General features: G+C 35.0%; 12 protein-coding genes and 1 other RNA gene. 12 read left to right on the forward strand and 1 reads right to left on the reverse strand.

The window, feature by feature from the left end; genetic code table 11:
* Positions 1-26: 26 nt before the first annotated feature.
* The gene (locus RBU59_RS25205) at positions 27-905 is read left to right on the forward strand and encodes a sugar phosphate isomerase/epimerase family protein (protein ID WP_308145232.1); all 879 of its coding nucleotides are present in this window, start codon (positions 27-29) and stop codon (positions 903-905) included.
* Positions 906-1,135: 230 nt separating this feature from the next.
* Here the strand turns inward: RBU59_RS25205 and ssrS are convergent.
* A non-coding RNA gene (gene ssrS / locus RBU59_RS25210) (6S RNA) lies at positions 1,136-1,312 on the reverse strand.
* 387 nt (positions 1,313-1,699) lie between these two features.
* Here ssrS and RBU59_RS25215 point away from each other — a divergent pair.
* The 11 genes from RBU59_RS25215 (at position 1,700) to RBU59_RS25265 (ending at position 14,771) form a co-directional block, all read left to right on the forward strand.
* Positions 1,700-2,128: a hypothetical protein gene (locus tag RBU59_RS25215; RefSeq protein WP_308145233.1), complete on the forward strand. Its 429-nt coding sequence runs from the start codon at positions 1,700-1,702 to the stop codon at positions 2,126-2,128.
* Between the two features lie 63 nt (positions 2,129-2,191).
* Positions 2,192-2,464: a hypothetical protein gene (locus RBU59_RS25220; RefSeq protein ID WP_308145234.1), complete on the forward strand. Its 273-nt coding sequence runs from the start codon at positions 2,192-2,194 to the stop codon at positions 2,462-2,464.
* A gap of 266 nt (positions 2,465-2,730) precedes the next feature.
* A complete protein-coding gene (locus RBU59_RS25225) occupies positions 2,731-3,930 on the forward strand; it encodes a tetratricopeptide repeat protein (protein WP_308145235.1) in 1,200 nt (399 codons plus the stop codon).
* A 37-nt stretch (positions 3,931-3,967) separates the two neighbouring features.
* On the forward strand, positions 3,968-5,212 hold the full coding sequence (hflX, locus tag RBU59_RS25230) for a GTPase HflX (protein ID WP_308145236.1): 1,245 nt from the start codon (positions 3,968-3,970) through the stop codon (positions 5,210-5,212).
* Between the two features lie 465 nt (positions 5,213-5,677).
* Positions 5,678-8,119, forward strand: a complete 2,442-nt coding sequence (locus RBU59_RS25235; protein WP_308145237.1) for a ribonucleoside triphosphate reductase — start codon at positions 5,678-5,680, stop codon at positions 8,117-8,119.
* 266 nt (positions 8,120-8,385) lie between these two features.
* Positions 8,386-9,234: a thymidylate synthase gene (gene thyA / locus RBU59_RS25240; protein WP_308145238.1), complete on the forward strand. Its 849-nt coding sequence runs from the start codon at positions 8,386-8,388 to the stop codon at positions 9,232-9,234.
* Between the two features lie 34 nt (positions 9,235-9,268).
* Entirely contained in the window at positions 9,269-9,760 is a 492-nt protein-coding gene (locus RBU59_RS25245; RefSeq protein ID WP_308145239.1) for a dihydrofolate reductase, read from the forward strand.
* A gap of 62 nt (positions 9,761-9,822) precedes the next feature.
* Positions 9,823-10,494: a Crp/Fnr family transcriptional regulator gene (locus tag RBU59_RS25250; RefSeq protein WP_308145240.1), complete on the forward strand. Its 672-nt coding sequence runs from the start codon at positions 9,823-9,825 to the stop codon at positions 10,492-10,494.
* A 132-nt stretch (positions 10,495-10,626) separates the two neighbouring features.
* Positions 10,627-12,264, forward strand: a complete 1,638-nt coding sequence (hcp, locus tag RBU59_RS25255; protein WP_308145241.1) for a hydroxylamine reductase — start codon at positions 10,627-10,629, stop codon at positions 12,262-12,264.
* Between the two features lie 341 nt (positions 12,265-12,605).
* Positions 12,606-13,766: a cyclopropane-fatty-acyl-phospholipid synthase family protein gene (locus RBU59_RS25260; protein WP_330698406.1), complete on the forward strand. Its 1,161-nt coding sequence runs from the start codon at positions 12,606-12,608 to the stop codon at positions 13,764-13,766.
* Between the two features lie 126 nt (positions 13,767-13,892).
* Positions 13,893-14,771, forward strand: a complete 879-nt coding sequence (locus RBU59_RS25265) for a DegV family protein (protein ID WP_308145242.1) — start codon at positions 13,893-13,895, stop codon at positions 14,769-14,771.
* Positions 14,772-14,780 lie beyond the last annotated feature (9 nt).

A 14,780-nucleotide genomic window follows, 5' to 3' on the forward strand; every position in this document is an offset into this window, starting at 1 on the left:
TGACAAAATGAAGGAGATTTAAAGCTATGGAACAGATTAAAATTGGTACCTGTATTCCTGGAACTAAAGCTAAGGAATGGCTGCCTCATATGGTGAAAGCAGGTTTTGAAACAGTCTCTCTTAATTTCCATATGTCTTTGGAAAATACAGATCTGAAAGAATTAGCTAAAGAGGTAAAAGAAATATTAGGAGATTCCGGTGTTCGGGTTTCCTGTCTGGGATACTATTGCAATGCGTTACAATATGAAGAACATAAAAAAACATTAGAATATTGTATTGATTCCGCCCGTTTATTTGGTGCAGGAACTGTTACTACATTTGCAGGTGCTCTTGAGGGTAAACCGGTGGAAGAGGCCATTCCGGTTTTTGGTAAGGTATTCGGCGATTTAGCAAAAAGAGCTGAAGATAATCAGGTTAAGATTGGTTTCGAAAACTGCCCTATGGGTGGCAGCTGGAATCAGCCGACCTGTAATATCGGTTTTAACCCAAAAGCCTGGGAAATGATGTTTAATGAAGTTACTAGTGATAATATCGGATTAGAATGGGAACCTGCCCATCAGATGTCACAATTAATAGACCCTATTCCCCAGCTAAAGCAATGGATAAAGAAAGTAGTTCATGTTCATGGTAAGGACTCTTCAGTCGACTGGGATTTAGTTCGACGTTACGGTGTATTCGGAGGAGTTAAATTTGCTTATGACAGAACTCCTGGTTTTGGCGATACCAACTGGAGAGATATTCTGTCAATCCTGCATATGGGAGGTTATAACGGAGATATCTGTGTAGAGGGTTATCATGATCCTATTTACAATGGTGACTGGGAGATGACAGCTCAGCTTCATTCTCTGAATTATCTCAAATGGTGCCGTGGAGGAGATTTTGTTCCTAATCCATGGGATAAATAAAATTACTTCCTGAATTTTTCATATATTAGTATATAAGGTTTAGGCGTGAAAGTTAACTAATCACCAAAACCATCTTAAAAATTAGACTAATTTAAAAATCATATCTATGTCCTGTAAAAGCAATATATCAGGTAAAAAATAAAATCTCTGTAATTTTGATTTAAAATCAAATCGATTTAATATCAAAGTTGCAGGGATTTTTTATGTTAGTTTTTATTGTAAAATTTTATATTTGACCCAAAATGCCGTTATCTACAATTTTGATACCTAGCGCTGCTAGGTGGGCAACCGCATCTGATCTTCTGGCTTCCACTGCTATGATGGCCTGTCATCCAATCAGAATATAGGAATCCCTTAATAATAATGTAGGATCAAAATAGTAGGGGTCCCGAACACCCCAGGATTTCTCTTTCGTGTTAAAATTATTATACTAAATTTAAAAATAGATAGCAATAGTAAATTATGTAAACTAAAACTTTGCCAATACACTGTTACATTAAGATCTATAAAATAAATAAATTGAAAACTATAGGATATACTAATCAAGAATACTAAAGAATAAAAGAAATGAAAGATAAAAGAAATGAAAGACAAAAGAAATAAAAGATGAAAGAAATGAAAGATAAAAAATGAAAGAAAAATAAGAAAAATAAATAATGCAACAAGTTTTTATAAACGTTGTAAAATAGAAAATTATTTAAAAAATCAATATTACGAAAGGATTCCACTAAATTATCATTTTTCAATTTACGTAATTTATTTTAAGTAATTTTGTGGATTATAAGGAAAGATATATGGATGGAAATACGGAACTACTAAATTATATATATCAAAATTCCCAGATGGGGGTTAGAACTATTGAACAATTATTGAAAATAGCAGAAGATAAGGATTTTGCCAATTTATTGAAAATACAGGAAGAAGAATATAAAAAGTTAAATGAAACTGCTGTAAAGTTACTAAACGAGTCTGGACACGAAGAAAAAGAAATTGGTGCTATGGCAAAAGTATCCGCCTATATGTCAATCAATATGAAAACTCTGGCGGATAAATCACCCTCTCATATTGCTGATATGTTAATTCAGGGCAGTACAATGGGAATTATTGATGCAACTAAAATAATGAATGAATATGCAGAAGCGGATACTGCTATAATGGAATTAGCGGATAAACTATTAAAAACAGAACAAAATAATATAGAGGAATTAAAAAAATTCTTATAATTATATAACTAAAACTATAATATGACATTATGATGACTTATTATGCGTGGAATGGAGGATAATATGGAGGAACTTTTTATAGAAACGAAAAATGGTAATATCCCTATTGCTGAAGATATAGTAGAAAAATACGATCTAAAGAAAGGCACGCGATCACCTTATACTGATAGTCGGATATTAGGTGAAAATTGCGACTATGTAAGGGAGAATCCACCGGAAGAAAGGGCATCATTAAATCAGGGAGATGATGAAATTAAAGATTTGGAAAATGGTTTTATGTTATCACAATCTGAAATGATAGATATAGCGCAGGGTGTGGATTCCGATGAGACTTAATCTGTAACCTTAATCATGGAATATTTTAGTAATCACTTGACAAATAGTAACCAATTACGGATAATTTATTTAGGATTGGTTACTATTTTTATATCCTTGCTTGAGATTTAAGTATTTGAAAAAAACAAGCAGGAAACCTTGCAAATATAATCTGCAGAAACTATAATATGAAATGTGCACCTATATACATATCACGGAAACCGTTGCAAATTATAACAGTTTTTGTTCAAAGTAATGTCGGGACAAATAAACGATAGGAGTTGTTAATGAAAAAAGCGAGATTAAAAAGTGCAGCTATTCTTCTTTTGACCATTACTTTACTTAACGGTTGTGCCCAATCGGCCGGCAGTTTTTATAAGGAAGGGCTTCAGAACTTTAATAGCGGTAACTATGATAAAGCAAAAGATAGCTTTTCTAAGGCATTGGAATTAAACAGTGATCGTGCTGATTATTATATAGATTATGCTATGACGTTAATTCAACTTGGGAAATATGAGGAAGCGAATCAATATTTAGACCGGGCAATATTAAATAAGACCAATCGTATCGTTAATAAGAATAATAAACTAGCCTATCGTGGAAAAGGTATTGTTTATTTTAAATCACATAATTATAAAATGGCCATCAGTCAGTTCGATAAGGCACTGGCAATTCATGAATTATCTGATTTAAATATGGACATCTTATATTATAAGGGAAACTCTCAGAACAGGGCAGGGTTTTACAAAGAAGCTGTAAAAACATATACAGCTATAATCAAAGGAAATCCATCGGACTCATATACCTATTATTGCAGAGCCGATTCATACCGTTTACTAAAAGATTATAAGAATAGTCTTATAGATTATGACAAGGCAATTAAGCTGGATAGTAAAAAATACGAGTATTATTTTGGTAAATATTTTTTGCTTGTTGAAACAGGTGATAAGAACGGAGCTAAGGCTGTCTTAGAGATGGCTGCCAACATAAAAGGAACGACACAGGAGGATAACTTTAACCTGGCGAAAGTTCATTATTATATGGGCAATTATGAAGATGCAGTCAGAGAATTCAGCGAGGCATTCCGCAATGGATTTGCTGAAGCTTATTATTTTTTGGGTACTATTTATGAACAAAAAAAAGATTATAAAAATGCAGTCAATAATTACAGTATGTATATAAAGGAAGAAACTAATATTACTTCTGCATCCGTATATGATAAAATTGCTTTCTGCCAAATGAAACTTGCAGATTACAAAGATGCATTATCTTATATTCAGACAGGGCTTAAGTATAATGATATAACCTTAAATCAATCTTTGAAACGGAACGAAATTATCGTTTATGAGAATATGGGAGATTTTGAAAAAGCATATGGCCTTATGAAAGAGTATACAAAAGAATATCCTGAGGATGAAAAAGCGAAAACGGAACTTGGGTTTATCAAAACCAGGCTGCCTGAAGCCAGTACGGCACATAAAGAGTAAGGAGCTAAGCAAAAGTTGAAATTTTAGGAGGTTATACATGGGTGAACTGTTTGAGATAAAGGAAAAAGAAGAACGCCTGATTTTAGTAGGTGTTGCTGTAAACGATGGAGATGATACGGCAGATTCACTGGATGAATTAGAAGAACTGGCAAAAACTGCAGGAGCTGTAACTGTTGCAAAGATAATTCAAAACAGAGAAAGCGTTCACCCGGGTACGTATATTGGTAAAGGTAAAATAGAGGAAGTTAGGGAATTATTCAATGATTTAGGTGCAACAGGGGTTATTTGTGATGATGAATTATCACCTGCGCAACTAAAGAATCTGGAGGATGCCCTGCAAGCTAAAGTAATGGACAGAACAATATTGATTCTGGATATTTTTGCTCAGCATGCTACTACAAAAGAAGGTAAAATTCAGGTAGAGCTGGCCCAATTAAAATATCGCGCCACCAGACTGGTTGGAATGCGTAATTCCATGTCAAGATTAGGCGGCGGAATTGGTACCAGAGGTCCCGGTGAAAAGAAACTGGAAGTGGACCGAAGATTAATCAGGGATCGTATATCCCAATTAAACCGAGAACTATCAGATGTAAAACAATATAGGGAAACATCAAGAGAATTAAGGAGTAAGGGCTCTATACCTATTGCTGCAATCGTAGGTTATACCAATGCCGGTAAATCCACCTTATTAAACCGCTTAACCAGTGCCGATGTACTGGAAGAAGACAAGCTATTCGCTACCCTGGATCCGACAACCAGGAATTTAACACTTCCCAGCGGACAGCAGATATTATTAACAGACACCGTCGGTTTTATAAGAAAACTTCCTCATCACCTGATTGAAGCTTTTCGAAGTACCTTAGAGGAAGCAAAATATGCGGACATTATACTTCATGTGGTAGACAGCTCCAATCCGTCAGCATACAAACAGATGCATGTAGTGTATGAAACCCTTGAGAATCTTGGGGTTAAAGATAAACCGATTATAACAGCTTTTAATAAACAGGATTTGTTGGAAACAGATTTAATCATTAAGGATTTTAAAGCAGATAAATCGGTTAAGATATCGGCAAAACAGATGAAAGGATTGGATGAGTTACAGGAAATTTTTGAAGAGATACTACGTGAGAGAAAAATTTTAATAGAACGGATATTTTCCTATGAGGATGCCGGGAAGATTCAGATGATTCGTAAATACGGGCAGCTTTTAGAAGAAGAGTACAGGGAAGATGGAATCTACGTAAAAGCATATTTGCCAAAGGAGATATACAATAGAATATAAATAATTATAAATTAGCAAAAGGGCTGCTGATAATAAGATATGACTTATTATCCAGGGTCCTTTTCGTTTCAAATAAGAAGATAAATAAAATTGTTGTTTGTATTCCAACAATAATTAAGGTGTTAAAAGGTCTCAATCTGCATTTTATGGATTATAAATGTAAGAATAGCAGATGAATTTATTCAATTGATTTAATTGTCACAATATTTAAATTATTTATGTTATTTCACATAATAGTTTATAGTGTTACAATACAAAGATAAGAGTGTAAAAAGTTCAGAATATAAAAAAGTAAATGGGTATTAAGGACTAAAGAAAAACCACAATATATTGTGGTAAAATAAAATTAGAAATATATATATTGTAGATATCACTTGACGTATTAAGAGAATTCTGCTAATATATTTTTAGGTAAAATTTACAAAAGACAAGTGCAAAACGGATAAAGAAGGGGGATTTTTAACAATGATTCAAGTAGTAAAAAGAGACGGAGAAATAGCAGATTTCAATCTGGCTAAAATAACGGAAGCTATCAATAAGGCTTTTATTGCAACGGATAAAAATTTTACTGAAGACATCATAGGTCTTTTATCATTAAGAGTTACGGCCGATTTTAATGCCAAGGTAAAAGAAGGATTGGTCCATGTTGAGGATATTCAAGACAGTGTAGAGCATGTTTTAGAGCAGACAGGTTATACGGATGTGGCGAAAGCGTATATTTTATATCGTAAAAATAGAGAACGTATCCGTAACATGAAATCAACTATCCTTGATTATAAAGAAATCGTCAACAGTTATGTAAAAGAAGAGGACTGGCGTGTGAAAGAAAATTCCACAGTTACTTATTCCGTCGGCGGCTTAATTTTACATAATTCCGGGTCTATTACTGCGAACTACTGGTTATCTGAAATCTATGACGAAGAAATAGCAAATGCTCATAGGAATGCCGATATTCATTTACATGACCTTTCCATGTTAACCGGTTATTGTGCCGGCTGGTCCTTAAAACAGTTAATAACGGAAGGCTTAGGCGGAATACCGGGAAAGATTACTTCTTCTCCCGCAAGCCATCTTTCTACCTTATGTAACCAGATGGTTAATTTCTTAGGAATTATGCAGAATGAATGGGCAGGCGCACAGGCATTTTCTTCTTTTGATACCTATTTAGCACCTTTTGTAAAGATTGATGACCTCTCTTATCGTGAAGTAAAACAATGCATTCAATCATTTATTTACGGCGTTAATACACCAAGCCGTTGGGGGACTCAAGCACCGTTTTCCAATATCACACTGGACTGGACGGTACCGAACGATCTGGCAGAACTTAATTGTATTGTCGGCGGCAAAGAAGTAGATTTTAAGTATAAAGATTGTAAAAATGAAATGGATATGGTAAATAAGGCTTTTATTGAAATTATGTTAGAAGGAGATGCAAATGGAAGAGGATTTCAGTATCCTATACCAACTTATTCCATAACAGGCAATTTTGACTGGTCCGATACAGAAAATAACCGTCTATTGTTTGAAATGACCGCAAAATATGGTACTCCCTATTTTTCAAACTATATTAACAGCGATATGGAACCCAGTGATGTACGTTCCATGTGCTGCAGACTTCGTCTTGATCTTAGGGAGCTTAGAAAAAAGACAGGAGGATTCTTTGGTTCGGGAGAAAGTACCGGCTCCGTTGGAGTTGTAACGATAAATATGCCGAGAATTGCTTACCAGGCGGTAAATGAAGAAGATTTCTTTAAGCGGTTAGACAGAATGATGGATATTTCCGCCCGTTCCTTAAAAGTTAAAAGGGACGTTATCACGAAACTTCTGGATGAAGGTTTATACCCATATACAAAACGTTACTTAGGAACTTTTCAAAATCATTTCTCCACAATTGGTCTATTGGGGATGAATGAAGTTGGCTTAAATGCAAAATGGCTCGGGAAAGATATGACGGATCCGGCTACCCAGGCTTTTAGTGTAAAAGTATTAAATCATATGAGAGAACGTTTATCCGATTATCAGGAGGAATACGGTGACCTTTATAATCTGGAAGCAACACCGGCTGAATCTACCAGCTATCGTCTTGCCAAACATGACAGGAAACGCTGGCCGTTAATTAAGACTGCAGGGAAAGCAGGGGATACTCCTTATTATACCAACAGCTCTCATTTACCTGTAGGTTATACGGAAGATATCTTTGAAGCTTTGGATGTTCAGGACCAGCTTCAGACCCTGTATACTTCAGGAACTGTATTCCATGCATTTTTAGGTGAAAAGTTACCGGATTGGAAAGCAGCAGCTAAATTAGTACGTACCATAGCTGAAAACTATAAATTACCTTATTATACTTTATCACCTACCTATTCTATCTGTAAAAATCACGGGTATTTGACAGGTGAACAGTTTAAATGTCCCGAATGCGGTGAAAATGCTGAAGTTTACAGCCGTATTACCGGTTATTACCGCCCGGTGCAAAACTGGAATGAGGGTAAATCGCAGGAATATAAGAACAGAAAGTTATATGAAATGAATCATTCCAGGATCATGCCTGTAAGCAGCGGCTGTGATCATGAAGACATCTTAGAGGGAACTTATTCTGAAGTTTCTGAGGGTAATAATTCAGAAGAATCCTTTTATATAGATGAAATTGCGGCAGCAGATGCCAGAGAGAACGGAATATACTTATTTACAACAAAAACCTGTCCTAACTGCAAGATTGCCAAAGAATTTTTAAGCAGCTACTCTTATATTCAGGTGGATGCGGAGGATAACCCGGAGCTTGCCAGAGAATATGGAGTTATGCAGGCACCTACACTGGTAGTCGTAAAAAATGGACAGTTTAAGAAATATGCCAATGCTTCTAATATAAAAAGTTTTATGGATGAACAAATAGCAGGTGTAAGATAATTTAAATAAAAAAATACAAGATAAGTAAGAAATGACTAATGAGTTACTTGCTGTCAAGAGAAAACACCCGGGTGGGTTAGTAATACCTTAACTTAAACCATTCAGAGGGTGTTTTCTCTTTTTTATTTTAAGGAAAGGGCAGGGTGTTACATAACTTTTGACAGTTATAAGATTTGACGGTCATAAGGTATGATGATATAATTGCCATAGACAAACAGGCTTAATAAGTTTCTTGGCATGCCTGATAAAAGAAAGGATGGCTGAGTATGAGTTTAGCAGATAGAATATTTATTGATATGTGCAATGATGTATTAGAAAACGGTGTAAGTACTGAGGGTGAAAAGGTACGTCCTAAATGGGAAGACGGAACAAGTGCTTATACAATCAAGAAATTTGGAGTGGTAAATCGTTATGATTTATCGAAAGAATTCCCTGCAATCACCTTAAGAAGAACAGCAATTAAAAGCTGTATAGATGAGTTATTATGGATATGGCAGAAAAAATCCAATAATGTAAACGAATTGATCAGTCATATTTGGGACAGCTGGGCGGATGAAACCGGATCCATCGGTAAAGCTTACGGTTATCAGCTTAGCGTAAAACATAAATATAAAGAAGGGGAAATGGATCAGGTAGACAGGGTAATCTATGATTTGAAAAATAATCCTTACAGCCGTAGGATTATGACTAACATCTACGTTCACCAGGACCTGCATGAGATGAAATTATATCCTTGTGCCTACAGTATGACTTTTAATGTTACTAAGGCAAAAGACAGTGATAAACTAAAATTAAATGCTGTTTTAAATCAGCGATCCCAGGATATATTGGCAGCTAACAACTGGAATGTATGCCAATATGCAGTACTGGTTCATATGTTAGCTCAGGTTTGTGATATGGAAGTCGGAGAATTAGTACATGTTATTGTGGATGCCCATATCTATGACCGCCATATTCCAATCATTAAAGAATTAATAGCCAGACCTGTGTATGAAGCACCTGTATTCTGGATGAATCCAGAAATCAAAGATTTTTACCAGTTTACGGTAGAGGATTTTAGATTGGATAATTATGTGACAGGTCCTAAAATCGAACATATACCCGTAGCAGTGTAATCAGAAGATAAATCAATACAGACAGGAGTAAACTATGAATTTAATTGTTGCCGTAGATAAAAACTGGGCTATAGGATATCAAAATAAATTATTAATCAGTATACCGGAAGATATGCGGTTTTTTCGGGATGAGACTATGAATAAAGTTGTTATTATGGGGAGAAACACCCTGGAGACATTTCCGGGAGGGAGACCCTTAAAAAACAGAACTAATATTGTAATTACTTCCAAAACGGACTTTACCGTAAATGACGCCATTGTAGTGTCTAGTGTGGAGGAAGCCCTGGAGGCTGCCAGGGATTATAAATCAGAAGATGTTTATGTTATAGGAGGTGCCAGCATCTATAAACAGATGCTGGGTTACTGTGATGTAGCCCATGTTACAAAAATCGATTATGCATATCATGCCGACACTTATTTCCCTAATCTGGATGAGAATCCGGAGTGGGTAGTGGAAGCCGAATCAGATGAACGGACTTATTATGATATAGAATATGCATTTTATAAATATGTGAGAAAAAAATAGGTTAATGCACTTTGGATTAAACCGATATGGAGCTGATCAGATTTTAGTTAACAGGAGATAATATGATTGAAAAAATTAAAGATAATGTCCTTTTTAAAGGGTTAACGCAGGAAGAAATAGAACTTTGTCTGGGATGCTCCAATGCCAGGCTTAAGGACTATGAAAAAAATCGAATCATATTCAGTCAGATGGATCCCCCAAAAGAACTGTTTGTTCTGCTTAAAGGGTCCGTATCCGTATGTAAGGATACCCCGGATGGAAGAAAATATATTGTAACTAATATTGAAGAAAAGGATATCTTTGGAGAAGTATATGTCTTTTTAGAAAAAGCGGATTATAATTATTATGTATTGACCAATACCGATTCTACAGTGCTAGCCATACCGAAGGAATATTTTTTTACAACCTGTGATAAATCCTGTAATGCCCATTCGGTAATTATACAAAATATGCTGGGAATCTTAGCTCAGAAAGCATATTTTTTAAATAATAAAGTTCAATTATTAACCAGCGGCAGCTTGCGGCAGAAAATTGCCAAATATCTGTTGGAGAATTGTAATAATAAAAAGTATGTAAAATTGACAATGAACCGGGAACAGTTTTCTGCTTATCTTAATGTAACAAGACCTTCTCTTTCCAGAGAACTTATTAAAATGCAGGAAGACGGTCTCATTGATGTGGACCGGGATATGGTTAAGATTGTGGATTCGGATAAATTAAGCAAATCATTATAGTAACAATAATTTTCTGTTTTATTTTATAATTCAAATCAATTTGTAACATATGTTACGGAATTTGTTCGCATTTTGTTATATCATTAACACATCAAAAAAAACAAAAACAAATTTGATTTGGAGGATATTTGAATGGAAAATACAATGTTTTGTTATCAATGTCAGGAAACAGCAGGTTGTACCGGCTGTACAAAATTCGGGGTGTGCGGTAAGTCCCCTGATCTTGCCAGAATGCAGGATTTATTAATCTATACGACGAAAGGTATCTCCGAGATTGCAACAAGATTAAGAGAAGAAGGCCAAACGGTCGGCGGAGATATAAATCACTTGGTAACACTTAATTTATTTACAACAATAACGAATGCCAATTTTGATGATAAAGTATTTTATGACAGAGTTAAAATGACTCTAAATGCTAAAAAAGAGCTATTAAATAAATTAAATAATAAAGCTGATCTATCCGATGCTGCTTTATGGGAAACAAATACAGATTCAGAGTTAGATGCAAAATCCTTAACAGTAGGTGTCTTAGCAACGGAAAATGAAGATGTAAGAAGTCTTAGAGAATTAATCACATACGGATTAAAAGGTCTCTCCGCTTATGTAAAACATGCGCTTGCGTTAGGATTTGATAAGGAATCCATTCATGTATTTATGCAGAGTGCATTAGCTAAAACTTTAAACGATAAGTTAAGTGCGGATGAATTAGTAGCATTAACTCTTGAAACCGGTAAGATTGGTGTTGACGGTATGGCTTTATTAGATACGGCAAACACTTCTTCATACGGCAATCCGGAAATTACCAAAGTTAATATCGGTGTAGGTAAAAATCCTGGTATCTTAATTTCCGGACATGATTTAAAAGATTTGGAACAATTATTAAAGCAGACAGAGGGAACCGGTGTGGATGTGTATACACACTCTGAAATGCTTCCGGCTCACTACTATCCGGCATTTAAGAAATATACTCATTTCATTGGCAATTATGGTAATGCATGGTGGAAACAAAACGAAGAGTTTGAATCCTTTAACGGACCGATTTTAATGACCACAAACTGTATCGTACCGCCGAAAGCAAGTTATAAAGACAGATTATATACCACCGGTGCGGCAGGATTTATTGGATGTACGCATATTCCGGGAGAAAGTGGAGATCAGAAAGATTTCTCACAGATTATTGAACATGCGAAAAAATGTGCGGCTCCGACTGAAATTGAAACCGGAGAAATCATCGGTGGATTTGCTCACAATCAGGTATTTGCATTAGCAGATAAGGTTGTTGATGCAGTGAAAACCGGTAAGATTAAGAAGTTCTTCGTTATGGCAGGATGTGACGGAAGAGCTAAATCCAGAAATTATTACACTGATTTTGCAAAAGCATTACCGGAAGATACGGTTATATTAACTGCAGGTTGTGCGAAATACAAATACAATAAACTTCCTTTAGGAGACATCGGCGGAATACCGAGAGTATTAGATGCCGGACAATGTAATGACTCTTACTCCCTGGCTTTAATTGCATTAAAATTAAAAGAAGTATTTGATTTATCCGATATTAACGAATTGCCCCTTGCATTTAATATAGCATGGTATGAACAAAAAGCAGTTATTGTTTTACTGTCCCTTTTATATCTGGGAGTAAAGAATATCCATTTAGGCCCGACATTACCTGCATTTTTATCACCAAATGTGGCTAAAGTATTAGTAGAAAACTTTGGTATTGCAGGGATCGGAACAGTAGAAGATGACATTAAATTATTTATGGCTTAATTGTCGTCCATAAAATCTAATATTCTATTTTTAATTATATAAAATATATCCTCTAATAAAAAAAGATAGAAGAATAAGAAAAAGCTTAAGTTATTTCCGGACTATCAGGATTATAACTTAAGCTTTTTATAATTATATTTGACAAATGATGGTAACAGAACTAAAATAAAAGACAAAATTTATGTGTTTTTTTTGTAATGACAGAATTAACTCTAAATATGACAAAAAAATATGAAGTCATCAAAATAATTAATTAATTGTATAACGATACGCTTTTTTGTAAATATAATAAGTGGAATATTTTGGTGATAAATTTCCCATATTGAAAGGATGGTGCAATCATGTTTGATAAGTTTTTTATCGATTATATGTCCGGCATTATACCGGTAGCATTTAATCTGCAATCGGAAAATGAAATAAAGAAAATAGGTAACGGAGAACCTGAATTTACAGTAATTCTAAAGAAACCAATCAGTAAAAGTGACTTGCTAACCAGTACATCGTTAGCTTTAGGGGAAGCGTATATGAGGGGGGATATTGAGGTAGATAAAGATCTATACCAAGTCCTGAATTTGTTTCTTGGAGAAATGGGTAAGTTTACTACGAATAAATCAAAACTTCACAGTCTTTTATATACTGCAACTGGAAAAGGACACCAAAAGAAAGAAGTTACCTCCCATTATGATATCGGAAATAATTTTTACAGTCTGTGGCTGGATGAAACTATGAGTTATTCCTGTGCCTATTTCAAAGACAAAAATAATACCCTATATGAAGCACAAATGAACAAAATTCATCATATACTGGATAAGCTATCTTTAGAGAAAGGAATGTCGTTATTAGACATAGGCTGTGGATGGGGTTCCCTTTTAATTGAAGCCGCTAAAAAATATCAGGTAAAAGGAACCGGTATTACGTTAAGTAAAGAACAATATGATAAATTCAAGGAGAGAATTAAGGAAGAAAATCTGGAGCATCTTTTAGAGGTTGAAATTATGGATTATAGAGATCTTAGCAGTACAGCTTTATTATTTGACAGGGTTGTCAGTGTGGGTATGATAGAACATGTCGGCAGGGATAATTATGATCTGTTTATGAAAAATGTAAATCATGTGTTAAGGAAAAAAGGTGTTTTTTTACTTCATTCCATAACCGCATTAAAAGAACATCCCGGAGATGCCTGGATTAAGAAATATATTTTCCCGGGCGGAACAGTTCCTAGCTTAAGGGAATTAATACAGATTCTTCCGGAGTATCAGTTCTATACGTTAGATGTAGAAAGTCTGCGAAGACATTATAACCGTACTCTGTTATGCTGGAGAAACAGGTTTCTGGAACATAAGGTTGAAATAGTTAACATGATGGGTGAAGAATTTACAAGAATGTGGGAATTATACCTGGCATCCTGTGCGGCAACCTTTAATAATGGCATTATAGATTTACATCAGATACTGGTATCAAAAGGTGTGGCCAATGATCTGCCGATGACCAGGGTTGTATAAGTAAACCGGAGGAAGCAGCAGTATTATAAATTGCAGTAATAGAAGCCATATTAGTAAAGTTGGCTTCTATTACGATATATAATATAGGAATAAAATGAGGAATAAATTAAAGGAAGAACGATTTCAATGATTAAATTAATAGTGGACAGTACATGTGATTTACCTGAAGAGTATATAATAAAATATGATATTACGGTTTTATCTCTTAAAGTTTTATTGGAGGATAAAGAATTTCTGGACAAGAAAACTATATCAGTTGATGAAGTATATGATGCGATGCGAAGAGGTGTAATGCCAAGAACTTCTCAGCCGAGCCCGGAAGAAATATATAATATATTTCGGGACTTTGCAAAAAATGGCGAAGATTTCATTTATCTGTCATTTTCCCAGATTCTCTCCGGAACTTATCAGCTGGCCTGGGCTGTTCTAAATGAAATCAAAAAACTTTATCCGGACAGAAAAATGGCTATTATTGATTCTAAGGGAGGTTCTACGGCTACCGGACTGATAGCGCTTCAGGCAGTAAGCTGGATAAAAGATTATAATCTGGATTACCAACAAATTGTCTCTAAAATCACCGAGCTGGTTAATTCAGTTGAACATATATTTACCTTATCGGATTTAAGCTGGCTTATTAAAGGAGGGAGAATTGGAAGGGCACAGGGGATGTTAGGGAATATCCTTAATATCAATCCCATTCTGCATGTAAATGACGGCAGGATGGAAATTATACATAAAGTCAGGGGAAGAAAAAAAGCTCTTAATATGGTAATAGATCTGTTAGAGGAAAGGACTGGGGAGTTTACAGATCAGATTATAGGAATCAGCCACGCGGATGATTTAGAGACAGCGGAAGAATTAATGAGATTAATTCAGACGAGAACAGGTTTTCATAGGTTTATTATAAATAAAATCGGCAGTGTTCTGGGAAGCCACTTAGGTATCGGTGGCGTAGGAATCTTTTTCTTCAATTACAATGCAGAGGAATTATTAAAAAACACTTGAAAATTATTA

Origin of the sequence: Anaerocolumna sp. MB42-C2 (genome assembly GCF_030913705.1) — a bacterium.
GTDB lineage: Bacteria > Bacillota > Clostridia > Lachnospirales > Lachnospiraceae > Anaerocolumna.

What these genes read in the sequence shown, in the direction of transcription:
- RBU59_RS25205 (WP_308145232.1), top strand. Translation starts at nt 27, where the DNA reads ATGGAACAGATTAAAATTGGTACCTGTATTCCTGGAACTAAAGCTAAG.
- RBU59_RS25215 (WP_308145233.1), top strand. Translation starts at nt 1,700, where the DNA reads ATGGATGGAAATACGGAACTACTAAATTATATATATCAAAATTCCCAG.
- RBU59_RS25220 (WP_308145234.1), top strand. Translation starts at nt 2,192, where the DNA reads ATGGAGGAACTTTTTATAGAAACGAAAAATGGTAATATCCCTATTGCT.
- RBU59_RS25225 (WP_308145235.1), top strand. Translation starts at nt 2,731, where the DNA reads ATGAAAAAAGCGAGATTAAAAAGTGCAGCTATTCTTCTTTTGACCATT.
- hflX (WP_308145236.1), top strand. Translation starts at nt 3,968, where the DNA reads ATGGGTGAACTGTTTGAGATAAAGGAAAAAGAAGAACGCCTGATTTTA.
- RBU59_RS25235 (WP_308145237.1), top strand. Translation starts at nt 5,678, where the DNA reads ATGATTCAAGTAGTAAAAAGAGACGGAGAAATAGCAGATTTCAATCTG.
- thyA (WP_308145238.1), top strand. Translation starts at nt 8,386, where the DNA reads ATGAGTTTAGCAGATAGAATATTTATTGATATGTGCAATGATGTATTA.
- RBU59_RS25245 (WP_308145239.1), top strand. Translation starts at nt 9,269, where the DNA reads ATGAATTTAATTGTTGCCGTAGATAAAAACTGGGCTATAGGATATCAA.
- RBU59_RS25250 (WP_308145240.1), top strand. Translation starts at nt 9,823, where the DNA reads ATGATTGAAAAAATTAAAGATAATGTCCTTTTTAAAGGGTTAACGCAG.
- hcp (WP_308145241.1), top strand. Translation starts at nt 10,627, where the DNA reads ATGGAAAATACAATGTTTTGTTATCAATGTCAGGAAACAGCAGGTTGT.
- RBU59_RS25260 (WP_330698406.1), top strand. Translation starts at nt 12,606, where the DNA reads ATGTTTGATAAGTTTTTTATCGATTATATGTCCGGCATTATACCGGTA.
- RBU59_RS25265 (WP_308145242.1), top strand. Translation starts at nt 13,893, where the DNA reads ATGATTAAATTAATAGTGGACAGTACATGTGATTTACCTGAAGAGTAT.